Origin of the sequence: Saccharopolyspora kobensis (genome assembly GCF_900108315.1) — a bacterium.
Lineage (GTDB): Bacteria > Actinomycetota > Actinomycetes > Mycobacteriales > Pseudonocardiaceae > Saccharopolyspora > Saccharopolyspora kobensis.
The window spans coordinates 27253-53657 of sequence record NZ_FNVB01000005.1; the positions used below are offsets into that span (position 1 = coordinate 27253).

General features: G+C 72.4%; 11 protein-coding genes. 4 read left to right on the forward strand and 7 right to left on the reverse strand.

From position 1 onward, the window contains the following. Nucleotides 1-42: 42 nt before the first annotated feature. Nucleotides 43-378 carry an ArsR/SmtB family transcription factor gene (locus tag C4T78_RS17085; protein ID WP_093348726.1) on the forward strand — a complete coding sequence of 112 codons (336 nt, stop codon included), beginning with the start codon at nt 43-45 and terminating at the stop codon, nt 376-378. Nucleotides 379-427: 49 nt separating this feature from the next. Next, the gene (locus C4T78_RS17090; RefSeq protein WP_093348728.1) at nt 428-1366 is read left to right on the forward strand and encodes a sensor histidine kinase; all 939 of its coding nucleotides are present in this window, start codon (nt 428-430) and stop codon (nt 1364-1366) included. Here the strand turns inward: C4T78_RS17090 and C4T78_RS17095 are convergent. The 3 genes from C4T78_RS17095 to C4T78_RS17105 are packed head-to-tail and all read right to left on the reverse strand — an operon-like array spanning nt 1363 to nt 4372. Then, nucleotides 1363-3162: a hypothetical protein gene (locus tag C4T78_RS17095; RefSeq protein ID WP_093348731.1), complete on the reverse strand. Its 1800-nt coding sequence runs from the start codon at nt 3160-3162 to the stop codon at nt 1363-1365. The genes C4T78_RS17090 and C4T78_RS17095 overlap by 4 nt on opposite strands. Continuing rightward, nucleotides 3159-3833, reverse strand: coding sequence for a response regulator transcription factor (locus C4T78_RS17100; protein WP_093348733.1), 675 nt, complete (start codon nt 3831-3833; stop codon nt 3159-3161). The genes C4T78_RS17095 and C4T78_RS17100 overlap by 4 nt, the downstream gene beginning before the upstream one ends. After that, nucleotides 3824-4372 (reverse strand): hypothetical protein, encoded by a 549-nt coding sequence (locus C4T78_RS17105; protein ID WP_093348736.1) that lies wholly within the window; start codon nt 4370-4372, stop codon nt 3824-3826. The genes C4T78_RS17100 and C4T78_RS17105 overlap by 10 nt, the downstream gene beginning before the upstream one ends. A 281-nt stretch (nt 4373-4653) precedes the next feature. Between C4T78_RS17105 and C4T78_RS17110 the strand changes: the two genes are divergently transcribed. Then, complete coding sequence (locus tag C4T78_RS17110) at nt 4654-6411, forward strand: Hsp70 family protein (RefSeq protein ID WP_235863348.1); 1758 nt, start codon at nt 4654-4656, stop codon at nt 6409-6411. Between the two features lie 354 nt (nt 6412-6765). Beyond that, nucleotides 6766-7278, forward strand: a complete 513-nt coding sequence (locus C4T78_RS17115) for a sigma-70 family RNA polymerase sigma factor (protein WP_211841188.1) — start codon at nt 6766-6768, stop codon at nt 7276-7278. A gap of 75 nt (nt 7279-7353) precedes the next feature. Here the strand turns inward: C4T78_RS17115 and C4T78_RS17120 are convergent, their stop codons facing one another. The 4 genes from C4T78_RS17120 to C4T78_RS17135 all read right to left on the reverse strand — a co-directional run bounded on the left by C4T78_RS17120 (nt 7354) and on the right by C4T78_RS17135 (nt 26405). Continuing rightward, a complete protein-coding gene (locus C4T78_RS17120; RefSeq protein ID WP_235863201.1) occupies nt 7354-10374 on the reverse strand; it encodes an AAA family ATPase in 3021 nt (1006 codons plus the stop codon). Further along, a complete protein-coding gene (locus C4T78_RS17125) occupies nt 10371-11195 on the reverse strand; it encodes a hypothetical protein (protein ID WP_093348741.1) in 825 nt (274 codons plus the stop codon). Before C4T78_RS17125 ends, C4T78_RS17120 begins: the two co-directional genes overlap by 4 nt. Nucleotides 11196-11206: 11 nt before the next feature. Continuing rightward, a complete protein-coding gene (locus C4T78_RS17130) occupies nt 11207-13987 on the reverse strand; it encodes a hypothetical protein (RefSeq protein ID WP_093348744.1) in 2781 nt (926 codons plus the stop codon). Between the two features lie 289 nt (nt 13988-14276). Beyond that, the gene (locus C4T78_RS17135; protein ID WP_093348747.1) at nt 14277-26405 is read right to left on the reverse strand and encodes a WXG100-like domain-containing protein; all 12129 of its coding nucleotides are present in this window, start codon (nt 26403-26405) and stop codon (nt 14277-14279) included.

Below are 26405 nucleotides of genomic sequence, written 5' to 3' on the forward strand. Positions count from 1 at the left end.
GGGCTGAGGTACGATTCAAGTCGTACCTGAAGGAGGTGCCACGTGGCCGGGACGGACCTGGTCGGCCCGGAGGCCGACGCGCTCGATCTGGGTGCGGTGTTGCGCGCCCTCGCCGACGAGCACCGCCGGTCGGTGATGACGGAGTTGGCCGCCGACCGCAGCGACGGCGAACGGGGCTGCAACTCGTTCAACCTGCCGATCTCGAAGCAGACCCAGACCCACCACTTCCGGGTCCTGCGCGAGGCAGGCCTCATCGACGAGATCGACTACGGCAACCGCAAGGGCATCCGGCTGCGACGCGCGGACGTCGAGAAGAGGTTCCCCGGGTTGCTCGCGCTCCTGGAAGCAGAGTCCCTGGGCGGTACCGCTCCGCGCTGAGCACGGAACGGGGTGGACGTTCTCGTTCGGTAACGTGCTTGGGGTGCGGATGCGGGAGCGGCGTGCCGCCGAGGCCATCACCGCCTACCTCGGTCGAGGTGGGCGGGTTCTCGATCCCGTCGCGCTCGCCGGGGTCGTCGGCTCTGCTCTGGGGGCTTCCGGTTGTGCTCTCGTCATCGGCGGGCAGCGGTTCCAGTGGGGCGCTGGCGATTCTTGGGTCGAGCAGGACATCTCCTACGGCGGGTCGGTGTGCGGCGTGCTCGCCGTGGCTCCCGAGTCCGTCGGGGCGGTGGCTTCCGTTGCCGCTGTGCTCGGGGCTCCCGTCGCGATGATCCGGTTGGCCCGGGAGACCGATCACGCGCGGCGCGTCGGGGATTCGGCCGCTCGGTCGCTGGTCGACGACCGGTGGCGGGCCGCCGCCGAGATGGAGGCCGAGCGGCGGGGCTTGGAGCGGGATCTGCACGACGGCGCCCAGCACCAGCTGGTGGCGCTGCGGATGTCGCTGGCGCTCGCCGAGCACGCGCTCAGCACCGGGAACGGTCAGGAGCACGTCGCGAAGCTGATGGGTCAGCTCGACGACGCCGAGCGGGTGCTGGTCGAGACCGCCGCCGGGATCCTGCCCGATGTGCTCGCCGCCGAAGGGCTCGCCGCTGCTCTGCGCACCGAGCTGGCCCGGCACGGCGTTGTCTCGCTCGACCTCGGTGGGCTGCGGCGCCGCTATCCGACGCCCGTCGAGTCGGCCGTCTACTACGTCGTGCTCGAAGCCGTGAACAACGCTCGCAAGCACGCTCCTGGTGCGCGGGTCACCGTCACCGCGTGGGACAGCTACGAGGGCTTGGCCTTCGCCGTCTCCGACGACGGGCCGGGTTTCGCGGCGAACGACGGCCTGCCCAACCTCACCGCGCGGGCCGCGTCGGTCGGCGGAGTCGTGGAGGTCCGCTCAGCGCCCGGCGCGGGCACCACCGTCAGCGGCGTCGTGCCCGTCTAGCAGGCCGTGCCCTTCGGGGCGAGCAGGCCTTCCGCGGTGCGCACCAGCACCTCGCAGGCCGCTCGGTCGCGGCTGCCGTTCGCCGGGTGCTCGGCGTGCGCGCGCCAGCGGGTCACCGCTGCTCGGGCCGCGGTCACCACGTCCTCGTCGGTCGCTTCGGGCGGCAGGCCGAGCCGGGTGCGCGGGTCGATTCCGTCGGCGCCGAGCAGCCGGGTCGCGGCTGCGGCCACGGCGCGCAGGACACCGCCTCGCTCCAGGTCGTCGAGGAGGTCGAGCTCGGCGAACTCGTGGGCGTCGGCGCTCACCTGCTCGACCGCCCAGCGCAGCTGGTGGCCGGCGGGCAGGCCGCGGACCAGATCGCGCATCGCCACCACCGCGCGGCGCGCCGCGATCACCGGGCCGTGCGCGGCGAGCCTCGCCGCCAGCGACCCGACCGAACCGGATTCCGCCAGGACGACCCGGTTCCGCCCGGACAGCAGCACTTCGCGGAACTCCGGTGCGGCCGGGACCCGGCACAGGACGCCGTCCACGCCACCGCGCGGGTCGTCGTCGGCGCGGAGCTCCTCCGCGAGCTCGCGGTCCGCCGGGGTGTCGAAGACGATGATGGAGGCCAGCGTGCCGCCCTTGATCTCACCGCCGGGGCCCACCACGGCGAGGCGCGGAGGCATGGTCAGCCGCTCCGCGACGGCGTCCCACGCCGCTCTCCCCGGTGCTCCGCCGACGGCGATCTGCCCCTGCCGCACCAGTTCTCGCACTTTCCGGTAGACGGCGCTGCGCTCCAGCTCGGCCGGATCGACGGCCGGTGGCGCCAGCTCGACCCGTTCGGCGAGCCGGACGGTGATGACCGCCGCGCCGTCGACTGCCGCGCACTCCATGTCCCCGCCGAGCACCGCGAGCCGCTCGACGTCCTGGCCGAGCGCGTAGCGCAGTTGCGCTTCGGCGGGCGCGTCCGGCGCGTGGATCCTGGCCCGCAGCGCGTCGTCGCGGCCGAAGGTCACCGTCAGCGGGCGCGCGGATTCCTCGCCCGCCAACAGGTTCAGCGCCGCCGCGACCGCGTGGTAGAAACCGGACTCCAGCTGCCAGCCGGCCCGGCGCCCGAGATCGCCCTTGAAGGTCACCGCGCGCGGCAGCGTCGCCGCCAGCTCCTCCAGCGCTGCGCGCGGGCCGCGGTCGGGCAGCATCGCCGGGAACACCCCGCGCACCACCGCCCGGAAGTCGTCGATCAGCTCTTCCAGCACGCCTTCGGCCGTGGTGAGTTCCGCGCCATCGTCGGTGACCGCGCGCAGCGACTTCCGCACCTCGTCGAGATCGCGCAGCGTCGTCGCGGTGATCGCCTGGACCAGCCGGTGCCGCTCCAGGTCGCGGACCCGCGCCAGCCGCGCACGAGCGCTGTTCAGCTCCGCGTTCAACCGGCGCGCGCGCTGGTCGGCCGCGGCGTGGTCGACGTGCAGGCGCGCCAGCTGCACCGCCACGTCGAGCCAGCCCGCGGTGTCGCGGAGCAGAGCGCGCGCCGCGTCGTCCCACTTGCTCGGGGCGATGACGAACAGGGCGCCTCCGGTCGAGCCGACCCGCTCCGCTCCGGCCGCGCCGGCGACACCGGACAGGCCGGGCGGCCAGGACTCGACGACGACGTGGCTCCGCTCGGTCGGCACCGCGTAGGCGGCTCTCCCGCCGGTGCCCTCCGCGAGGTTGCGGACGAGGGCCGCGGCCAAGCGCTCAGGCGGTTCGGCGGCGGCGATCTCGTGCGGCGGGCGGCCCGAAGTGGACAGCCAGCGCCGGACCAGCCCACCGCTCAACGCATCGACCCGTCGATCCGCTGGGCCTGCAGGTACGCGAGCACCGCGAGCACTCGCCGGTGGTGCACCGTCGCGTCGCCGGGCAGGCCGAGCTTGGTGAAGATCGCCGCGATGTTCTTCTCCACGGCCTTCGCCGAGATGTAGAGCTCCTGGGCGATCGCGTTGTTCGCGCGCCCTTCGGCCATCAGCCGCAGCACGTCGGTCTCCCGCTCGCTGAGCTTGCTGATCGCGCTGTCGGACTGCGCCGCGCCGCCCTGCACCAGTCTGCGGGCCAGCACCGGTTCGATGACGATCTCACCCGCGGCGATCCGGTCCAGCGTGTCGCCGAGCACCTTCACCCCGGCCACCCGCTCCTTGAGCCGGTAGCCGATCCGGTCCGCGCCGATCTCCAGAACCCGCATCAGGTAGTGCGTCTCGGCGTAGTGCGACAGCAGCAGCAACCCGACCTGCGGGTGCAGCGCGCGCACGCGCTCGGCCGCGACGAGCCCGCCGGTGGGGCCCGGCGGCATCCGGATGTCCAGGATCGCGACGTCGACCGGATCGGTGGCCACCGCGGCGACCAGCGCCTCCCCGTCCTCGAAGCAGCCCACGACCTCGTGCCCGGCGGCCTGCAGCAGCAGCACCAGGCCTTCCCGGAACAGGGCGCCGTCCTCGGCGATCGCTACTCGCACCGCAGCACCGCCCGGTGCGCCCGCCGGGCCGACCCGCCCGGCTGCTGATCGGTGATGTTCACCCGCACGATCCGACGTCCCCGCACCCGCACGCGCACTACGCTACCCGGCCGCAACGTGTGGAGGTGATCGGCGATGAGCAGACCGATCCGCGCACGGGCCTGCCCGCCGAACGCGCTCGGCGGCAGGTCGAGCAGCAGTCGCAGGTCCAGCCGCTCGGCGACCGCCCGCAGCCCCGGTCCGAGGCCGGCCCCGGTCAGCACCGGCGGGTAGATCATCGCCTCGACGCAGCGCAGGTCGTCCAGGATGCCGGTGACCCGGTTCTGCGCGGCTGCCACCCGTGCGGCGGCTTCCGCATCGGGGGTTGTGTCGGAGATCATGCCGAGTTCCAGTGCCAGCGCGGAGATGTCGGCCACCGCGCCGTCGTGCAGCAGGCGCTCCAGCTGGTAGCGCTGGCGGACGGTGTCGCGGCCGGGCGGCCGGATGGGCGTCGGCAGCGCTGCCGCTGACCAGCGGAACCAACGAACCAGGCGGTGCACCGTTGCCAGCGTCGTCGTCGGACCGGCCTTTGACAAGGGTGCCGCCCCTCCGCAACGGTAGGGATATCCCCACCGTTGTGTCCCGAACCGCAATCAAGTTGCCTCGCACGATCAACCCGCGGCGCCGGGGCGCAACCTACATTGGGGGACGATCGTCCAGACCTGTGGTTCGGTCGGACGGCAGTACGGGGTTCACAGGAGGTGGCGTGTCGTACGCGATGGGGATCGACCTCGGCACAACGTTCACATCCGCCGCCGTCGGCGATGCGGCGGGGACGAGGATGGTGCCGTTGTCCCGGGATATCGTCGTCCCGTCTCTGGCTTACCACGCGCCGGACGGAACTCTGCTCACCGGCGCCGCAGCCGCTGGTGCCGACGGTGATCCGGCGCGGCTCGGCCGCGGGTTCAAGCGCAGGCTCGGCGACCCGACGCCCCTGGTGCTCGGTGGCGCCACCTACTCGCCGAGCGCGTTGATGGCCGCGCAGCTGCGCGCCGTCCTCGACCAGGTCCGCGCGCACATGGGCGGGCCGCCCGGATCGATCGTGCTGACCTGCCCGGCGATCTGGGGCCCCTACCGGCGGGAGCAGTTCGCCGAGGTGCCGCGGCTGGCCGGTGTCGAGAACGTGCAGGTGATCACCGAGCCGGAAGCCGCTGCCACGCACTACAGCCGGGAGCGGGCGCTGGGCGAGGGCGAGGTCGTCGCGGTCTTCGACCTCGGCGGCGGCACGCTGGACACCACCGTGCTGCGGATGCGCCGCGACGGGATGGAGATCCTCGGCACGCCGGAGGGCGTCGAGCACCTCGGCGGCATGGACTTCGACGACGCGCTGCTGGCCCACTTCGACGAACGCCTCGACGGCGCGATCACCCGGCTCGACCCCGCCGATCCGGCAGCTGCCGCCGCGCTCGCGCAGATCCGGGCGCAGTGCGTGCGCGCCAAGATCGACCTGTCCACCGAGCCGGACGTGACGCTGAACGTCGCGCTGCCGTCCGGAGCGCGCGAGCTGACGATCACGCGCCGGGAGTTCAACGCGGCGATCCGGCCGTCGGTGGAGGTCGCCGTCGATGCGCTGCGCCGCACCGTCGCCTCGGCGGGACTGCGCGGCGAGGACCTGTCCGCGGTGCTGCTGGCCGGTGGTTCCTCGCGGGTTCCGCTGGTCACGCAGCTGGTCTTCGAGCAGTTCGACAAGCCGGTGCGGATGGCGCACCACCCGAAGTTCACCGTCGCCCTCGGCGCGGCGACGATCGGAACCCGCGCGCTCACCGCTCCCCCGCCGCGACCGGTGCAAGCCGTCGAGCCGGCGCGCAGCGAGCCGAAGCGACGCCGCTGGTTGGTGCCTGCGGTCGCGGCCGCGGCCGCCGTGGTCACCGCGGTGGTCGGCGGAGTGCTGCTGTTCAGCAGCGGGCCCGACGTCAACACCGCGGCCAGCACCAAGACCCCGGTACCGGAATCGTCCACTTCGGACGCCAGCGCGGTGCAGGGCGGTCGGCTGCCCGACCCGCTGCTGGTGTTCGACGACGACACCGCCGGGCCCTACCGGGCTTTCATCTCCTCGCAGGAGAAGTGGGACGGCACCGAGGTCATCGCGCACAGCGCGGCCCACGCGGCGATCTCCGCGACCACCGGCGACGGGTTGCGGGTGAACTGGACGAGCGACGACCCGGCCCAGATCTACCTGCAGACCGGCAACAACACCCGGGACCTGTCGTCCTACGCGGCCAACGACGGAGCGCTGGTGTTCGACGTGGTGGTGAACCAGCCGCTGAGCGGCTCGGCATCGGTGGCCACGCACTGCGGCTACCCGTGCGGTGCCGAGCTCGACGCCACCGGGCTCTTCCGCGGCCTGCCCGTCGGCTCGCCGGCGAAGGTCACCATCCCGCTGAGCTGCTTCACCGAGAAGGGCCTGGACCCGAAGCGGGTCAACACCCCGTTCCTGGTCTACGCCCAGGGCCCGTTCGACGCCACCTTCCGCAACATCACCTGGGTCGCGGGCGCGGCCACCAGCCCAGAAGCCACACCCTGCTCCGCGCTGTCGTGAACAGATTGATCCCAGGCCGTTCTGCGTGGCGCTAGCGGGATCTCAGCGCCCGCCTGGACTCCGGGTGCCCGGCCTCGTGCATGACCAGTGCACGGCGGCCGGGCCGTCCTCGTCAGACGAACGCTGAGATCCCGCTCCGGTGCAGGCGCCGAGGGCGGGCCGTGCGCTGTTCGTCGCTGGAGGCCTCGCCGCTGCGGTCCCTCGAATGATCCGACTGGGACCGGCGCGGGGGGGTTATCCCTACCTGAGAAGGCGGGATAACCCCTTGAGCTGGAGGGACAAACCCAGCGACGGTTCCGCTCCGGGCCGCGACGCTTGCTGTCGTAGTCAGCAGGCGATACGGCGGGAGCGGCAATGCCCAGTGTTCAGCTCGAAGACGTGATGCGGGCCCACGGCGATGCTCTGCACGCATATGTCACACGTCTGACCAACGGCGATCGGTTCGCCGCCGAGGACGTCGTGCAGGAGACCTGGGTGCGGGCCTGGCGCAACCTGGACCGGCTCACCGAGAACCTGGGCTCGGTCCGCGGCTGGCTGCTGCGGGTCGCGCACAACATCGCCATCGACCAGCACCGCAGCCGCCGCGCCCGCCCGACCGAGGTCGGCCTGCCCGAGCAGGACCTGGAGTACGCGGCGGTGGCGCCCAGCGCCAACGACCAGGTCGAGACGAAGATCGTCGTCCGCGCGATGCTCGAAACCCTCTCCCCCGCGCACCGCGACACCGTGCTGGAGGTCTACTACGCCGACCGCACGGCGGCGTCGGCGGCCAAGGTCCTCGGTGTCCCGGCGGGCACGGTGAAGAGCCGGCTGCACAACGCCTTGCGCACGCTCCGCGAATCGGTCTCCGCGCAGCCGCTCGCGGCCTGACCCCGGATCGCACGAGATGGACCGTGAGCACTTTCTGCCGCAATAGCCCCAGAAAGTGCTCACGGTCCACCCGGCTCAGGACGTGTGGCTCGGCGGCGCGGGGACGTCTTCGGGCAGCAGCAGGCAGAGGTCGTCCATCGTGGGCTCGGTCAGCGAGCGGGTGCGGCGGGCGTGGTGGGCGATCGTCTCGTCCAGGACCTGACGGGCGTAGCGGCCGTTGCCGAAGGACTCGCCGCGGCTCATCGTCGCGAAGTGCGTGCGCAGCGCCGCCACCGTCGGGCCGGTGCACTCGTAGCCGGTGTCGGTGGCGTGCTGGTTGACGATCGTGACCAGCTCGTCGGGCGTGTAGTCGGCGAAGCGCACGCGGTGCGAGAACCGGGACGACAGACCGGGGTTGGCGGCCAGGAAGCCCTCCATCTCCCGCTCGTAGCCCGCCGCGATCACCACCACCTCGTCGCGGTGATCCTCCATCAGCTTCACCAGCGTGTCGATCGCCTCCCGGCCGAAGTCGTTGCCACCGGCCTTGCTGGAGGACAGCGTGTAGGCCTCGTCGATGAACAGCACGCCGCCGCGCGCGCGGTCGAAGGCCTCGGTCGTGCGGCGCGCGGTGTGCCCGATGTACTCGCCGACCAGATCCGCGCGCGCGACCTCGGTGACCTGCCCCTGGGCCAGGACGCCGAGCGCCGCCAGCAGCGAGCCGTAGAGGCGGGCCACCGTCGTCTTGCCGGTGCCGGGCGGGCCCGCGAAGATCAGGTGCCTGCTCACCGACGGCACCGGCAGGCCGGCCGCCTGCCGCCGCCGCGCCGAGGTGAGCAGGTCGACCATCGCCGACACCTCCGCCTTCACCTCGTCCAGGCCGACCAGGGCCTGCAGGGTCCCGAGCAGCTGCTCGATGCGCTCCTCGTCCACCCGGCCCGCGCCCGCGCCGACCGATGAACCGGGCAGCGGGCCGAGATCCTCCGGCAGCAGCCTGGTCAGCGCGACGTGCCCGGCGTCGAGGTCGTCGGCCAGCCGGTAGGCCTGGCGGCCGAGCATCTCCTCGAACACCTTGCGGGCGGTGCGGCCGTTGCCGAACGCCGCGTCGCGCGGCAGGTTCGTGAAGTAGGTGTGCAGCGCCGCCCGGGTTTCGAACTCCAGCCGGTAGTCGTGGCTGCGGCACAGGCCCTCGACGATGGTGACCAGCTCCGCCGAGGAGTAGTCGGCGAACTCGATGGTGCGGGAGAAGCGCGAGGACAGTCCCGGGTTGGCCGCGAGGAACGAGCGCATGTCGTTGGTGTAACCGGCGACGATCACCACCACCTCGTCGCGGTGGTCCTCCATCAGCTTCACCAGCGTGTCGATCGCCTCCCGGCCGAAGTCCGGGCCGCCACCGCCGTTGTTGCCCGCCGACAGCGTGTAGGCCTCGTCGATGAACAGCACGCCGCCGATCGCCTTGTTGAACATCTCGGTGGTCTTGATCGCGGTGCCGCCGACCACCGAGGCGACCAGGTCGGGCCGCGCGACCTCGACCAGCTGCCCGGAGCGCAGCACGCCGAGCGCGGTGAGGATCCGGCCGTAGAGCCGGGCCACCGTGGTCTTGCCGGTGCCGGGTGCGCCGGTGAACACCAGGTGCCGGGACAGCGGCGGCGACGGCAGGCCCGCGGCCGCCCGGCGCTCGGACATCTGGTGCAGCCGCACCAGCGTCTCCACCTCGCGCTTGACGCCGTCCAGGCCGACGAGCGCGTCCAGCTCCGCGAGCAGGTCGTCCAGCTCCTCGGTGTCGCCGCCGGGCTCGACCGGGGCCGGGGCGGAGTCCGGAGCGGACTTCTCGACCAGCGCGGGGACCTCGCCGCCGGGCAGCCGGACGTCGGTGCCGAGGTTGCGCTCGGCGACGCAGCCGCTCACCTCCACCGGCTGGTCGGTCTGCACCGCGATGCCGTCGCCCAGGTTGTCCCGCACACCGCAGTCGGTGATCGAACCGTCGGCGTGCCCGCGCCACAGCACACCGGTCTGGCACTCGCGCACCTCACCGCCGTCGACGACGAGCCGGGCCTGGTCGGTGGCGAGCAGGCCGGTGGCCGCGGTGCCGACGACCTTGGTGTCGCGCACGGTCACCGCGGCCTGCCGCTCGACCAGCACACCGTTGCCCGCGCCACCGGTGATCTCGCAGGCCACCAGCCGGATCGTGCCGTCCGCACCGGCGACGACGGCGTCGTGGCCGGTGCCGGTGAGCACGCACTCGGACAGGTCGGCGGTCGATCCCTCCAGGACCTGCACCGCGTGCCCGCGAGCTCCGTCGACGGTCACCTGCTCCAGCTCGACGGCCGATTCCTGCACCACCACGACGGCCTGGGCGGTGGTGTCGCGCAGGTGGCAGTCGCGCAGCACCGGGCGGGATCCGCTCGCCGACAGCACGCCCACACCGTCCACAGCGGACACTTCAGTGCCGGTGACGATGAGCTCGCTGCGCTCCTCGACCACGATCGCGGTGCCCGAGATGTCGCTGATCCGGCAATTGCGCAGCTCACCGCGCCCGCCGTCGGCAGCGAGCACGGCGCCCTTCGCCTCGGTCACCGCGCAGTCCACCAGGACCGGAATGCCACCGGAGCGGGCGACGACCGCGGTGGTGCCCACGGAGCCGATCGTGCAGCCGGTCAGCTGGGCCGCACCACCGTCGAAGGCCAGCACCCCGGCCCCACCGGGGTTGCGCACGGTCGTGGTGTCGGCGCGCAGCTGGGCGCCGCGGCGGACCACGACCGCGACCTCCGAGTCGGCCGCGACCTCGCACTCGCCGAGGTGCAGCGCCCCGGATTGCAGGTCGACCGCGACTTCGCCGTCGGAGTGCGCGAACTCGATGCCGGACACCTCGGCGTGCTCGGCGGTCACCCGCAGCACCGGGGTGCCCGCCGCCTCGATCCGCACATCGCCGGGCGAGCCGGAACCGGACAGCGTCACGTCGCGGTCCAGCACGATCGACTCCGGGTACAAGCCGGGGCGGATGGCGATCACGTCGCCGTCGCGCGCCGAGCTGATCGCGTCTCCGACGGTGCGGTAGCAGTCCGGCTCGGTCGGCGAGACGCCGAGCACGGAGCGGACACCGGACATCCTGCTCGTCACGATGGGCCCTCCTGTGGTGTCAAGGCCGCGCGCACGCGGTGGCGGGCCAGCGGGGTCAGGCGGCCACCCGGCCTGCCGCCCAGCGCGTGCCCGGCCAGCTCCGCATCGGGCGCCAGCTGGTAGCGGTCGAGGTAGTACTTGGCGGCGTCCGACCACACCCAGGTGCCGTCGGAGCGCAGGCCGGCGGGCACCGCGCGGGTGCCGGTGAACACGTCGAGCATCAGCACGTCCGCGGTCAGCACGACCTCGCCCGCGGTGAGGAAGTCCAGCAGCCGCCGCCGTTCGGCCGGATCCACCACGAGCTCGTGGCCGGGGTCGAACCACGGCCCGGCGGCGGTGGCGCCGTCGAAGGTGCGGGCCACGCGGACCTCGGGGCCCGGCTCCGCCGACCACAGCAGCGTCGCGGCCAGCAGCGCGTTCTCGTGGTAGCCGGGCAGGACGTCGCCGGGCGCGAACACCTCCACCCGCGGTGAGTCCACCAGGCCCGCCAGCGCCCGGTGAGCGGCGGTGGTCGTGGCCGTCAGGTCTCCTTCGGACTGGACGAGGTGCACGCGGTCGGTGCCGCCTCGGGTGGTGGCCCAGCACGCCTGCGCGCCGGGCTCGTCCCGGATCGCGGCGAGGACGGCGCGATCGGCTTCTTCGTGGCCGTGCGGCTCCGGGGCGAAAGTGTGCTGCGGCTGCTGGGGTTTCGCGTCGCCGAGCAGGGCGAACAGGCCGTCGAGGCGGGTCTCGTCGGCGGCGGCGTGCGCTTCGCGGGCGATGGCCAGCCAGCCGTCCGGCACCTGACCGGCCAGCGCGAGCAACTCCTGGTGCTGGATCACCGGTTCTCCTCTCATGCCGCCGGGAGCGGGCCGAACCACCTGCTGGTGGCCGGCCGGTTCGCGATGTCGGCCCGCGCGGCAGCGGCGGCCCGGAGCCGGGTCAGCGCCGCGTCGCGGGCGGTTCCGTCCTCGGCGAGCAGGATCCGGTCGGACTCGACGGCCAGCACCCGCAGCTTCGTGTGCCCGGAGAGCACCACGTCACCGCGGTGCGAGACCTCCGATTCCGCGGTCGGCTCGTCGAGCAAGCCGTCCAGCCTGCGGCCGGTGGTGGTCCAGATCAGCGCCTCGGCCGGGCCCACCGGCTCGGTGCCGGTGGCCGGGGCGGCGACCACCGGGGTGGGCAGCCGGAGCACCGACTCCGGCCGCACCGCCGTGTTCGCCGGAATCCCGCGCACCACGACGGTTCGCACCGTCGGCAACCGGCGCAGGCCGTCGGCCAGGCAGACGTAGAAGTCGGCGTCGTACTCGCCGGTGGGATCGTCGGCGAACACCCGGACCACGGCCAGCTCGGCCAGCAGCGCGGCCCGGTCCTCGGAGGCGAACCGCATGCCCGGCCGCTCGGAGAGGAGCCGGGTGACCGCGCGGGTCGCGACGTCGTAGCGCGAACCGAGCGCCGCGCGCATCGCGCGCCGCTGCTCCGGCGTGCTGCGCGCGTCCTCCGGCACCTCCACGGCCTGGACCGCGGGCAGGTCACGCTTCGGCAGCAGCCCGGTGATCGACTTGGTCGCCGGTTCCGCTGCGGACTTGGTGGTGGACGCCACGGTTGCGGGCAGCGCGCCGACCGGAGCAGCCTCCTTGGCCGCTGCCGGTGCGGGCGGCGGCACCGCGCTCGCCGAGGCGACCGCGCGGAAGTCTCGCGAGCTGGTCGTCGCGGGGATCGACCGGCTGGGTTCGGCCGCCCGGTCCTCGGTGGGCTCGGTTTCGGCGACCGCACCGGATTCCGGCTGGGCCGCACCGTCCTCGACCGCATCCGGCTGCGCTGCTGCCTCGGCTTTCCGCTCCTCGGCGGCAGCTTGCGTCTCGGTCGGCCACACGGGTTCCGCCTCGGCCGGTGCGGGAGGAGCGGGCCTGGTGTCGAGCTGCCCGATCCACGGCGGCTGGCCACCGGCGGGGGCCGAGCGCGGGTGCCCCCACAGCGGCGCGTGGGCTGCCGGGGCCTGGACCGCTCGCGGGGCCTGCTGGGCGGAACCCGGCATGGCGGGCTGGGCCGGGGCTGCCTGCTGAGCCTGCGCTGCGGCCTGGGGCGCGTGCGGTGCCTGCACGGTCTGCGGCGCGGGAGCTGCTTGCGGGATCGGGGGCGTCGGCCACGTCGAGGCGGGCGGTCGCGGCGGAGCCGGGGGCGCCGGGTTCGGCTGCAGCACCTCCGGCAGCTGGATCTGCTGCTGCACCGGTGCCGACGAGGCCGGTCGGGCCGGTGGCAGCACCGAGGCGATGTCCGGGAAGTCGGCGGGTCGGCTCCGGACGTCGTTCTTCGCCGCGGGCCGCGCCGGAGCGGCGAGGATCGGGGCGACGGGCAGGATTCGTCCGTCGGGCGTCACCATCACCGCGCCCTTGGGCGGGGCGACCAGCTGCGGCGCGCCGGTAACCCGGCTCGGCGCGGGTCGCTCGGCGACGCGCTCGATGCGGTCCGCGGCTTCGACATCGGCCAGCACCGAGGCGTCGCCGACCGGGACGATCCGCAGGTTCTCCCTCGCAGCGTCGGGTAGTTCGCGCACCAGGCGGTCGAACGCGGCGATGACTTCCGGTGGTACCGCGCGCTCGGCCGCGAAGACGACGTCAGCCGTCGGGCCGGGCTCGGCGGCGGTGACGGCCTCGTCGAGGTGCACCGCGTCGGGCCGCACGACGAGCCCGCGCGGCACCACGTCGGCGCGCCAGCCCTCGGCCAGCCGGTACGACCCGGGCTCGACCATCGCCAGGGTTCCCGGAGCCAGCCAGCGGTCCAGCACCGGCGGGCCGTCGTCGCGGTACACGCTCTCCACCGCGAAGGGCCGCCAGCGGACCGCGCCCTCGCCGTCGACCTGCACCAGCCCGTCGCCGCTGGGCACCCCGTGCGCCACCCGCACCGGCGCTCCCAGCGCACCGGCCACCTCGCGGATCAGCTCACCACCGCCGAAGCCGTAGCAGGCCAGGACCGCCCGGTCCCGGCTCTCGTCGGGCAGCTCGCGCAGCACTTCGACCACGGACTCCGACGCGGGCGGCGGCTCTCCCGGCGCGCCGAGCACCACGTACATCCGGTCGGGATCGGGCGCCTGGGTCAGCAGACGATCACCGTCCCGGGGCTCGGCGCCGGGCCGCCGGAGCCACAGGCCGGCGGGCACGTGGACCAGGTGCTCGGCCGGATCGGGAAGCCCGTCCTGCCACCACGGTGCGGGCAGTCGCGCACCGATGCGGGTGCGGCGGCCGTCCGGCCGGAACGACACCCACCCGCAGCTCTGGCCGGGGACGAACAGGCTGCCGTCGTCGAGCGCGACGGGTTCGCCGTCGGGCGCGGTGACCTCGACGCCGAGGCGGTCGGCGAGCAGCTTCGCGGGCGGCAGCGCGCCGTTGCCGCCCATCGAACCGAAACCCGGCGCCACCACGCACAGATCGCCACGCGCTTCGTCGGCCAGGTCGGCGGCGACCCACGGGTCGATGCGCGTCATCGCGTCCCGCGCGGAGGCACCGACCACCACGTAGGTGCGATCCCGCTTCGGCGGCAGGTTCGCCGCGAGCAGCACGGCGGCGCCGTCCGCGTCGAGCCGCCCCACGACCAGTGCGTGCCGAACGCGCTCCACGGTGATCGACTCGTCCACTCCGCCTCCTCCGCTCTCCGGAGAACACGGCCCCACACCCCCCAGGAGTTCACCGCTCCTCCCAGCACCCCCAAACGCCGCTCCCGACCGTCATGACGCAATTTCAATTGAAATCGCACGTCCGATTTCAATTGAAATTGCGCAGGTTCCCGGCGTGTCGGGGTACGACACGCCGGAGGGATCGCAAGTTCAATTGAAATTGACCATGCGATTTCCATTGAAATTGCGGGTCGTCGTCTCGTCTCGGGTCTGGTGGGGTCAGGGATCTGGGGGTCAGGGCTTTGGGGGGTCAGGGTTCTGGTGGGGTGGTTCGTTCTGGGCGGCCTCTTGGCGGGAACTTGAGCTCTTCGAGGCCGGGGACCGGGCCGTACTCCGGTTCCGGGTATTCGGCGTCCGGGCCGATCACCAGGGCGATCAGGTCTCGGTTGGTGAGGGAGGCCAGGTCGGCGGCGAGTTCGGCGGTGATGGCCGCGCCGACCAGGCGCAGGCCGCCGAGGCTCGGCACGAGCCGACCGCCGGTGCCCGGCACCGGGATCTCCTCACCCGCCGCCGCGGCCCGGCGCATCTCGTGGGCCAGTTGCGCCCGCTCGTGCTGGGCGGCGGCGTAGGCGTCGGGGTTCACCGGCGGTTGCGGTGCCGGCGCCGCGTCCTCGACGTAGTCGCCCTCGGCGTCCACCGGGATCGCGTAAACGCGGTCCAGCCAGGAGAAGCCGTCCGTGGTCGCGGGGCGGACCGTGCCCGCCTGGGCGTCCACGATGGACACTTCGCCGTGGTGGTTGACCACGTTCCACGCGTGTCCCTGACCGCTGCGGGGGAAGCCGATCACCAGCGCGTCGGCGCCGTGGCCCGCCCGGGCGACCCGGTCGATCACCTCGGCCAGACCCGCCGGGCCCTGGCCGAACAGCTCCGGCGCGTAGCCGAGCCCTTCCGCCGCGGCCGTGCCCGCGCCCAGCGGTGTTCCGTTCGGCGCCGCGCCGGCGACTCTCGGGTTGCCGTGGTAGGTCTCGTGGAAGGCCAGCGCCGCGTCGACGCAGTTGACGTCGCGGCCCTGCTCGGCGCGGGAACCGTTGATCAGCCCCGCGAAGCTCGCGGGATCGGCGAAGCGGGTGCCCGGCGGCACCGCCGCGCGGAGCAGGTCGGTGTCGCCCTGCGCGGGCGGCACCAGGCGTTCCGGGATCGGCCGCTGGTGGGACGGCTCGCGGAAGGTCTCCGGTCCGTCCTCCTCGAACTCCGCGCGCGAGCGCTTCCCCGAATTCGCCGACGACTCCTCGGCGAGGACATCACCGGTCGCTGGAACGGCAGCGGCGCGGTGATCCACCGACCCACCAACGGAATCGGTGCTCTGCGTGGACGGCCCCGCCTGCGGCTCCGAACCCGTGGTGACGTCCACCGAGCTCGGCTGGTCGTTCTCCGCTTCCGGTCGGCCTTCGCGCACCGCGTCGCCGAGCACCTGGTAGGCACTGTCGGGGCCCGGCTGCTCGTGACGCTTCGGCCGGGTCTGCTCAAAGCTCTCCGCGTTCTGCTCGAGGAGCTTGTAGGAGCCGTACTCCGCCAGGTTGTCGAAAGCCTCTTCCTTGAACGACTCGCCGAGCGTCTTGCCCCGGTCGCCGAACGGGCCGTCCACGCCGAGGGACACGCTCGTGAACCGCTGCTGCCACTCCGCCCGCTGCGCACTGCGCTCCGGGCCCCAGTTGTCCGCGAGCCACTCCCACAACGACCGCGCTTCCCAGAAGGAAACCGGCACCGCGGCCTGCGAATACGTCGCCTGGACGTCAGCGCTGTTGACGTCCTGGTGCATCGCCAGCGCGTGCACCTGCACCTCCGGGCCGAGGTGCTGCTGGAGGTGGAACTGCGCCGAGACCAGCGAGAGAGCGGTCTGGGTGTAGTCGATCAGCACGATGTCGCGATCCGGCGTACCGACGAACTCCTGGAAATGCTCCCGCAACATCCCCCACTGCGCATCGGTCAACGGCGTCGTGTCAGCCCCCGGCCGGTTGAACACCCGGTCCAGGATCGAGTTCAGCTCCGACCGCGGCCCGGGCCGGAAACTCGACAACGGCACCGAAACCGCGTCGTGACCGAGCGATTGCAACGCCGCCATCACCGGAGCCGGACTGCGCCCGAGACCCACGTAGCTGTACTGGTCCGGCGGATACTGATCGGTGACCCAGGTCGTCAGCTCGTTGACCGCCGTGACGACTTCCTGCTGCCCGGTGAACCACGACTCGCGCCGACGCTCGCGCAGATCGGCGATGAACTCATCCCGCTGGTCGAGGCCGTACTCCTTGGGCACCCGGTTGCCGTCACCCGGCCCGTACAGGTGCTCGTGGAGGGCGGTGCTGCCCGGCCGGTCGGTCAGCAGCGCGAGATCCGGCGAATCCGCGAACCACTTCCGGACCATGAAGCGGGTCATCCCGGCGGTGCTGCCGTCGTCGAGGCGGAAGACGGCGAACTCCGACGGCTGGTCCGAGACCCACACCTGCCGACCTTCCTTCAGCGCCTCCATGTCGTAGCGGCCGTCCTCCCGCTCACCACGCCCGGGCCGGAGCTGCTCGACCCGCTGGGCGTCCGTGGGAGCCGGGAAGTCGGATACCGCGTCGTGGTACTCGGAGGAGGAGTCGGAGTCCGAGTCGGTGGTTCCAGCGGAATCACCGGCGACCGGGGCCGCAGGCGGTTGCGAACCGATCGCGTCCGTGCGATGTGGCACGACCACGGGAGGAGGCGTGCTGCGAGCGGTGGTCGAGCCGTCCGGGTTCGCCTGCCCCGACCCGGACGGCTCGACCCCGCTCCGCTGCTGCGACGAGCTCTCCCGGCTCTCGACCGGAGCTTCGGCCGCAGCTGGATTCTCGGTGACCGGCGTCTCGGTGACCGGAGTTCCGGGCAGCGACACCTCGGGCGCGGGTACCTCGGGCACCTGGGTGTCGACCGAAACCTCTGAGCTCGTCGGTGTTTCGGTCACCGGCACCTCGGTCACCGGCACCTCGGCCGTCGGAGTCTCGGTCGCCTCCGTCTCGGTCACGACCGGCTCCGTCGTATTCCCGGTGTTCGCCGTGTTCCCGGTCTCCGTCGCCGTGTTCCCGGTCTCCGTCGTGGTCTCCGGCTTCGGCGGCTCCGGCAGGTCCGCCACCGCTTCCCGGACCTCGGCGTCCCCGAAGTTCAGCCCCGGATCGACGGTGTAGGTCGCCGGGCGCATGTCCTTCGGGAGCTTGCCGATGAAGTCCTTCACGCCGTCCAGGGTCACCCCGGGCGCGACGTGCAGGTTCCGGCCCGGTGACTCGTTCGGCGCGGGCTGCCCGGCGGCCGGGGCGGCCTGGCCCGCCGGGTGGATCGTGGCGCCGCGGGCGTTGCCGGTCACCCCGTAGGTCGCCCGGTCGTCGGGCAGCTTGCCCGCGTGGTCCCACACGTCGTGGAGGGTGATCAGCCCCTTGTCCAGCGCGGTGTTCTCCCAGACGCGGACGTGCAGGTCGTCGTGGGAGGTGATCTTCACCGAGCTGTCCCGGGGATGCCCGTGCCCGCTGAAGAGGTCCTTGATCGCGGTGATCGGCTTGTGCGTCCAGTTCGACCCGTGCACGCGCACGTCGGAGTAGATGTCGGCGACGTCCGCGCGGAACAGGTACGACCGGCCTTCGTGCTTGAAGCCGGTGGTCTTGCCGTCCTTCGAGCTCTCCGCGGTCGTCCGGTCGTGGCCCACCGTGCCGGAGGCCGGCGGCGCGAAGACGGCGCTCGTCGGCGACGGCCCGGCGGCCTGGTGGGTTTGCGAGCCGTAGCTCGAAACCGAGGGCCCGAAGCTCGTGGTGACCGTCTTGGTGGTGCCGTCCGCGCTGGTGATCTCGCGTTCCCGGCTGAGGTTCATCGTCGTGTCGTCGGGCAGCGCCGCGACGAACGTCAGGTTCTCCGGGCGGACGTCGCCGGAGAGCTTGAGGTCGAACAGCGAGTCGTAGAGCGGGTGCTTGGTGCCGAGGGTGTTGCCCGCCTGGTAGTCGCCGCCGGTGAACATGGTGTTCGACGCGTTGTGCAGCGAGCTGCCCTTGGTGGTGGTGTGCGCGACGTACTCCGAGTTGCTGCCCGGCCGGGTGAACTCCGAGCCCGTCCGGGTCGCCGCGGCGATCTGGTCCGCGGTCAGGTTCCCGTTCGGCAGCTTGGTCGACAGCTGCGCGTACACCGCGTCGTGGACGGCTTTCGCGGTGTCGGTGCCGATCGACTCGATGCGGAACGCGTCGTCGGAGGTGAAGCCCGGCGTCCGCTGCTCGCGCGGTCCGTCGAGCACCTCGATCTCGGGCTGCTGCCCCGGTTTCCGCAGCGCGGGCGAGGCGTCGCTGCTCGGTGAGACCAGGTCGACCTCGCCGCTGAGGCGGATCGGCGCGTCGCCGACGCCCTTGTCCAGGTCGACCAGGTGCTTCGGGATGCCCGCGCCGAGGGTGTCGAGACCCGGCATCGGCTGCCTGCGGCGGGTGATCTCCAGCTCGTAGTCGACCAAGCGGGTGTCGCGGCCGACCTTGTCGTTGTCGACCTTGGTGGTCACCTTCTCGCTGCCGCTGCCGTCCAGCACGTTCTCGGTCTTCCAGGTCTTCCCGCCGCCGAGCACCTGCGGGGTGAACGCACCGGAGGACGCGCCCGGGTTCGGCGGCGCCTTCTGCACCTGGCCGTTCTCGCCCGGCTGCCCGGGCGGCACCGACGGCGTCTCCACGCTGCGCACGCCCGCGTTGAGGGCGGCGTTCACCGACCAGGTGGTGGAGTTCTTGTCCTGGGTGGAGGTCGAGACGTAGCTGGACCGGGTCAGCTTGTCCGGGGCGGTGCCGTCGGTCTGCGACGGTGCGGGCGGGCCGGCCACCGGCGTCGCCTTGACCCGGATGTCGACGACGTCCTCCACCCCGGCGTTCGAGTGCGACACCGAGATGAGGCCCTGCTGCCCGGCCAGCGGGTCCTGCAGCCACTGGTGCCCGGCCGGGGTGTTCAGCAAGGCGTTGACCTGGTTGACGACGTCGCGCTGGCGCTCGGCGTCGGTGATCCCGAGTTCGCCGAGCCGATCGCGGACGGGACCCATCGGGTCGTCGCCGGTCAGCCGCGCGCCGGTCACCGAGGTGTCGCTGTAGGAGGCGTAGTCGCCGGGGCCGGGGAGCACCGTGTGCGACGGGTTGCCGACCTGCTCCTTCGCCGGCGGCACCATGGCGGAGAGCTCCGGCGACACCGGCAGGCCGAGCGCCTCGAACATCGCGATCGCCTGGTTGACCGGCAGTTCCACCAGCACGCCGTCCGGCTCGTCGACGGTCACCTCGTCGGGCCGCGCCCCGGAGGTGTCGCCGAACTTGCCGTCGCCGAACATGCTGCGCAGCGCCATGTCCGCCCAGTACCGGTAGCGGACGTCCAGGGTGACCAGCGCCGTCGGGCCCTTGTACTCGGTGTCCTGCTTGCCGCCCGTGGTCAGGTCGATCGCGTGGCTGCGGCCGTACTTCCCGCCGCCGCTGAACAGGCCGCCGATCATCGCGCCCACCTTGCCGTCGCGCTTCGGCATCACGTTGGCGCTGATCTCGACCTCGCCGCCGAGGCCCCAGGACTTGGTGCTCCCGGCGACCTGCTCACCGGCCTGGTTGCGCTTGAGCGTGCTCTCCGGCCGGACGTCGACCAGCCGCGGCGAGTGGTAGGTCGCCTCGCCGTTGAGCGTGCCGTTGAAGTCCTGCGTCCGGCCCTCGCGGAACATCTTGCCCGTGCTGCTGGACAGCTCGCCGAGGCCCTGGGTGGCCGTGCCGAGGCTGCCCACCCTGCCTTGGAAGTCGCGCACCGCGTTGCCCGCCGTGGTGCCGGGCCGCGTCAGCTCGGAGCTCTTGTACGCGTACTCGGTGGACTGCCGCGTGCCGTCGGCGCCGGTTCGCGTGTCGGTGAAGGTCTTCTCGGCCCACGCCGGCCAGTTCCCGCTGCCCTTCGGTGGTTTGCGGACCGTCGTGCTGCCGGTGCCGTCCGGTTGCAGCTGCTCGATCCGCTTGGCCAGCGCGATGTCGACGGCTTCGGTGTTGTTCGGGGTGATCCGGACGTTCTCGACGTTGGCGTAGTCGCCGAACAGCTCCGCGGTGACCGGGTTCGACGGCAGCGCGGGCGGCGTGCCCAGGTAGGTGCCGGGCTGCGTCGTGCTGGCGGGCAGCGGCCTGGTGCCCCAGTCCAGCTTGTCGGCGGCGGTGGACACCCGGATCGCGTCGTCCACCCGGCCCCGGTGGATGTCCTGGTTGGCCACCTCGCCACCGGCCAGCGCCTGGTCCAGCTCGGCCTTCGACGGCCCGCTGTAGCGCGAGTCGGCCTTCGGGCCGAACAGCATCCGGTCGCCGAGGAAGAAGTGCTGCGCCCAGTTCGGGTTCTTGGTGGAGCCGTGCACGACGACGAGGTCCAGCGGCCCCTGGTAGTCGCGCATGTCGCCGCCGTACTTGGCGGCCCGGCCGTCCTTGCCGGTGTAGCCGGACTTGTTGGAGATGCCGCCGTCCCAGGTCACCGCGGCGGTCGCCCGCGGTCCCGCGGTCGTCTGGGTGGGGCCGCCCTGGTACGGGTTCGGCAGGCCGTTCTCCGGTGTCGCCTTCGGCGCGTCCGGGTTCGGGCTGTCGGTGTGCTTGGCCAGGAACGCGCCGCCGGCGCCGATGCGCGCGGTCCGCGACGAGTTGTAGCCGCGCTGGAACTTGTCGCTGTGCTTGACCTCCGTGCTGGAGTCCTGCTGCCCGGAGGGCGTGGTGCTCTCCGGTGCCGCCGGGATCGCGTAGATGTCGACGAAGTGCGTCCGGCCGCCCTTGACCCACGAGGCGTGCGCACCGCCGTGCATCGCGTCGTAGATCGTGTTCTTCGCGACCTCCGGGGAGCGGAACTTGTCCTTGATCGCCTCCCGGCCCTGGTCGCTCAGCCCGTCCGCGGTGTCGCGGACCCGGCCGGTGACGAAGTCGGAGACCTGGTCGCGGTCGACGAACTTGATGTCGTCGCGGCCGAACCGGTACGGCTGGTTGGCGTTCGGCGTCGGCGTGCTCGGCTCCGCGAGGTGCGGCGGCAGCGGCAGGCCGAGGTCGCGGGCCTGCCACACCGGCACCTGCAGCCGGGTGCGCACGGTGCTCTGCGGCTGGCCGTCGGCGGGGTCGGTGTGGCCGTTGCCGACGCGCATGTCCCGGGAGACCTCGTACACCAGCTCGTGGTCGCTGCTGGTCTGGGTGACCGAGTCGTCCGCGCTCGGGGTGCTGCCGTCGGTCAGGCCGCTGGTGAAGTCGACGAATCCGCCGACGTAGAACGGCGTCGAGCCGCCGTAGAGCCCGGCGCCGAAAGTCGCGTCGCTGCCCTTGGTCGTCTGCCAGCTGCGGCCCAGGCTCACCGCGCTGGAGCTGTCCACCGACGTGGTGCCGACGTAGCTGACCTGCGCGTCGCCGACCGGCGCGATCGTCACCGGCTTGCCGTCGATGGTGGTGCGGTCGGGAGTCCCGGTGCCGGCGAACAGCTGGTTGGTCAGGCTGGCCGCGGCCTCCCGGGAGTTGCCGAGGACGTCGCCGAACTGGTCCGGGACGCTGGCCAGCCCCGGCTTGACGCCCTTGAAGTCGGTGTCCGGCAGCGGGGCGGTGATCCCGTCGCCGCGGGTGATCTGGGGAGTCCGCAGGCCGGCGTCGATCGAGGTGGTCGCCTGCTTGCCCGGCACCGAGAGGCCGAGTTCCATCCGGGTGGGCACGTAGCTGCGCGAGCTGCCCGAGTTGTCGGTGAACGTCAGCGAGGACTCGAACCGCTGGGAGCGCTTCACGGCTCCGCCGACGTAGACCATCGGCCGCATCACCGCGCCGGCGAGGTCCAGCGGGGAGACGAACATCAGCGGGATTCGGATCGGCACGCTGGTCGAGGTGGACTCGCTCTGCGGCCGCCCGCTCTCGTCGGAGGAATCGGTGGACCTGGTGCTCGGCTGCTGGTTCGGCGGGGCGGCCCGGGTGTCGTCCGGCCGGTACAGGTCGGGGTTGACCGCGACGTCCACGCCGCCGACCCGGATCTTGCCGTCGCCGATCGCCGAGACCAGCTCGGCGTCGCTGAGCCCGCCGATCTCCGTCGCCACGACGTCGCGGTCCGCGCCGGTCAGCTCGGTGAGCGCATCGATCAGCCCGTCGCGGGAACCGAGCGTCTCGAACTGCAGCTCCGATCCGTGCGGGAGGAAGGACAGCTCGGTGAGCCCCTGCTCGTACTGGCCCTGCGCGGCTGCTTCGCCGGCCTTCTCCTTTGCCTTCTCGGCCTGTTCAGCGGCGTTCTCGGCAGCGCTCCGGGCGTTGGCGGCCGCCGTTTCGGCGGCGCGCGCCTGCTCACGGAGCGCGTCGATCTCGGCGCGGATGTTCTCGACGTCGTTTACGGCGTTGTCGTGCTGCTCCCGGGCTTCCTGCGCTCGGGCGGCGAGGTTCTCGGCGTTGTCCCTGGCCGCCTCGATCTGCCCGTCGAGGTCGGTCAGCTCGTTCTCGAGGGTTTCGACGCGGGTGTTCCAGTCGGCGCGTTGCTGGTCGTTGTCCGGGCGGGAGAGGCGGAGCTCGGCCAGGTCGCGGCCGACGTCGTTGCGCTGGTTCTCCAGCGCGGCGAGGTCTTCTCCGGCCTGACCGGCCTGACCGGCGAGGCGGTCGGCCGCGGTCTTCGCGGTGTTGGCTCTGCTGACCGCATCGTTGAGGTCGCCGAGCGCTTGGGCGGACCGGTTGGCGGCGTCGTTGGCGAAGTTCAGGCTGTCCTGGGCCCTCGTGTTCCCACCGGTGATCGTGCTGACCGCGTCGGTGGCCGTGTTCCGCGCCGAATCGACCTCGTCGTAGGCGGTGTTCGCCGCGTTCGCGGATTCCTGGGTGGCCTTGGCCCGGTCCAGGTCCTGCTTCGCACCGGCAGCGGCGGCAGCGGCTTCCGAGTGGGCCTGGTCCGCCGTCCGCACGCGCTCGCCGAGGCGGTCAGCGGATTCCTTCCACCGCCGGATGCCGTCCTGCGCTCGGCGGATCGCGTTCGGGTCCGCGTCGGCTCGGGCCTCGCCGAGCCGGGTGCGGGCCTCGTCGAGCCGCTGCAACGATTCCTGGTGCCGATCGCGCGCCGCGGCGAGCTCGCCCGCACGATCGATGCGGTTCTGCTCGGCGGCGTCGAAGCGCTCCTGCGCCTGCGCGGTCCGCTGCGGGTTGGGACCGAAGGCCTCTCCGGTGGCGATCACCGCGCCGCGCGCTTCGCGCATCGACCGCTGGATGGCACCCAGGTGGTGCCGGGCCTTGGCGGCGGCGGCGTTGATCTTGCCCAGGTCCGACTCGATCGACTGCCGGGTGGCCGCTGTTTCCCGGGCGTTGCGCGTCGCCTCCGCGACGACGTCGGCGAACGGATCCTCCTGGCGCGTGGAGTCGCCGCTGCGAGTGTCGTCCTGGTTGCCGGTGTTCTGCTGGTCGGTGTGCTGGACGGGGATGTGCTGACTGGTCTCCTCGGTGCGACCGGTCGGCAGCGTCGACAGCTCGTAGCTCTCCGGAGCGTTCCGCGAGCTCGTGGCCTCCACCTCCGGCAGGCCGATGCTCGCCACCGCCTGCTGCGGCGAGAGCTGCGAGGTGCCGCCGTCGTGGTTCGGCGTCATGCCCGGAACCGCCGTCGATGACGACGTCTTCAGCGTGCTCACGTGCTTCGGGGCGTTCGTGCTCTGGCCGACCCGCTGCGTCGTCGACTGCGTGGACGGCAGTGTGGACGAGCCCGGGGCCGTGGTGGAGCTGGACGTCTGGCCGGGGTTCGACGTCTGGCCGGGGTTCTGCGTCGACTGGACGAGCGAAGGCGTCTGCTGCTGAGCCGGAGGCGTCTGCTGCGTCGACGTGGGCGTCTGCTGCGCGGAGCTCTGCTGGGCCTGCGGTGCCTGCTGCTGGATGACGCTCGGCTGCTGCTGAGCGGAATCCGACGACTGCTGGATGACGCTCGGTTGCGGCCCGGTGCTCCCCGGCTGCTGGGTCGTCGAGGTCTGCTGCCCGGAACTCTGCGACTGCTGAGCGGAGCTCGACGTCTGCTGCACCAGCGGCGGATCGTCCTGCGACGGCTGCACCTGCCCGTCCGCCGTCCGCTCGACGACGGTCGCATCAACGTCCTGCGGCGGCGCGCTGGTGTTCGCCTGTTGAGCCGGATCGCCCTGCTGCACCCGGGGGTTCGTGGTCTCGGTGCCGAACTCCTGGTTCGGAGCATTGGACTCCGGCTGGGGAGTTTGAGACGTGGTCTGCCCGTCCTGCTGGACCGGCGACGTCTCGACCTCCGCAGGTGGCGGCAGCTGCGTGTTCGTCGCCCGGCCGCTCGGGTTCGACAGGTCTTCGGTGTTCAGCGGTGGCGGCACGTTCTCCACCTGCTGGTTCCCGGACAGCCCGCGGTTCTGATCGGGCGTCGTAGCCGTGAAGTCCGCATCGGTCGTCGAGCCGGGCGATTGCCGCCCGGTCTGCAGGTCCGGAGGCGCGGCGCCGGTCCGCTCCGAGACGTCGACCGGATTCGGCTCGGCCTGAGATCCCGTCTGATCAACCGGCGTCGGCGTGGTCTGCTCGTTCGGCGACGGCACCGTCTGATCGACCACGTTCGGCACCGTCTGATCAACCGGGTTCGGCGTGGTCCGGTCGACCGGGTTCGGCACCGTCCGGTCGATCGGCGACGGCGTTGTCTGATCGACCGGCGACGGCGTGGTCCGATCGACCGGCGTCGGCGTGGTCTGATCAACCGGGTTCGGCGAGGTCTGCTGCTGGTCGCCGGGTGGGGTGACCTGGTTGCCGGAGGTGTTCTGGCCGGTCGAGGGGCTCGGCTGCTCGACGGTCGTTCCCGGTGGTTGCTGGTTGCCGTTCGAACCGTGCTGAACCTGCGGCGACTCGTTCTGGACCACCGCGGGGTTCTGCTCGCTGGACTGCGGTGCGTCGACCGCGGTGTTCGGCATCGTGGTGCTCTGCTGCCCCGGTGCCGGGCCGGAGCCCTGCGGTCCGACGACAGGCGGCCCCTGCTGCCCGGTGGTCCGCGCCGGATTCTCCTGTCCGCCGGGGTTTTCCACCGTCTGAGCGTTGCCCGGCGCAGTGGTGTTCTGCTGACCGGAGGTCCCCTGCGACGACTGCGAGCCGCCCGGCAGGTCCTGCCTGCTCCCGATCTGGTTCGGCGGCCCGTGCGGGCTGGAGCGATCCGCCGTTTGGCCAGGAGGCACGTTGCCAGTGCTCGACGACGTCTCCTGCTGCCCCGTCGATCCGGTCGGTTGGTTCGTGCCGCCCGAGTTCCCGGCCGGAACGCTCGGCGGCTGGTTTCCACCGTTCGCCTGCGCCTGCACCACCGGCGGGTTCTGCCCACCGGCACCGGACGAGTTCTGCCCGCCCGCACCGGACGAGTTCTGCCCACCGGCACCGGGCGGGTTCTGCCCACCCGCACCAGGTGTTTCGGTGCTCGGGCTCGTGGGAGGCGTCGAGGTGTCACCCGAGTCGCCGCCGGAGATGCCCCGGTCGCCACCGGAGCCGCCGGTGTTCGCGGAGTTCCCGCCCGAGCGGTCACCGCCGCCGGGCCCGTTCTGCATGGCGGAGGCCAGCTTGTCGCCGAGCGCCGAGCCGCCCGCGCTGCCCGCGCCGGAGGCCGCACCCGCCGTCGCCGCGTACGGGTTCAGCTCGAACTCGCCCTCGGTGGCGTACTTGTACAGCGCCTCGGTCATCAGCTCGTGGAACGACTCGGTGCCGATCTCCGAGAGCACCTTCACGCCGTTCTTGGCCCAGTCCTTGCCGAACTTCTTGGCGAAAGCCGCGTTCAGCGCGCTGTTGAGCCCGCTCCCGAACAGCTTGCCGAGCCCGCCGATCGGCAGCGCCAGCGCCGCACCCATCGCGCCGACGCCCGCCGCGTTCTTGGTCTTGTCGGTGTCCCACTCGGTGCGCGTGCCCATGGCGAACTGCGACACCTGGGCCACCACGTCGATGAGCAGCTGGAACGCGATGCTGAACACCGCCGTGGACAGCACCTGCATCAGCACCCGGCCGAGCAGCGTCTTGATCAGGAACCGGACGATGGCCATCCGGGCGGCCAGCCACGCCATCGTCGCGCCGCCGGTGAACGGCGCCATCGCGGTCGCCCACGCGATCTCGGCGATCAGCGCGACCAGCGAGGCGATGGTGACGATCTTCATGTACTCGACGTCGAGGGCGAGGTCGGTCAGCGTCTTGGCCAGGCCGTTGAACAGCTCCGCCGCGGCGGAGATCAGGTCGTCGCCCTCCACGAACGGCGCCACCCGCTGCACGAACGCCTGCGCGGCCTCGCCGGCGAACTCCGACCGGATGGCCTGGACGGCGCTGCGCAGGCCGGGGCCCAGCTCGGCGAGCGTCTGCGCCGCCGCCGTCCACTCCGCCGCGAGCGCGCGCAGCTGGTCCTCGTTGGCGTCCGGCCACTCCTCGCCGGTGAGCACCTGGAACAGCTTCGCCACTTCGGGGCTGACCACCATCGCCAT

What these genes read in the sequence shown, in the direction of transcription:
- C4T78_RS17135 (WP_093348747.1), bottom strand. Translation starts at nt 26,405, where the DNA reads ATGGCGATGGTGGTCAGCCCCGAAGTGGCGAAGCTGTTCCAGGTGCTC.
- C4T78_RS17090 (WP_093348728.1), top strand. Translation starts at nt 428, where the DNA reads ATGCGGGAGCGGCGTGCCGCCGAGGCCATCACCGCCTACCTCGGTCGA.
- C4T78_RS17110 (WP_235863348.1), top strand. Translation starts at nt 4,654, where the DNA reads ATGGTGCCGTTGTCCCGGGATATCGTCGTCCCGTCTCTGGCTTACCAC.
- C4T78_RS17115 (WP_211841188.1), top strand. Translation starts at nt 6,766, where the DNA reads ATGCCCAGTGTTCAGCTCGAAGACGTGATGCGGGCCCACGGCGATGCT.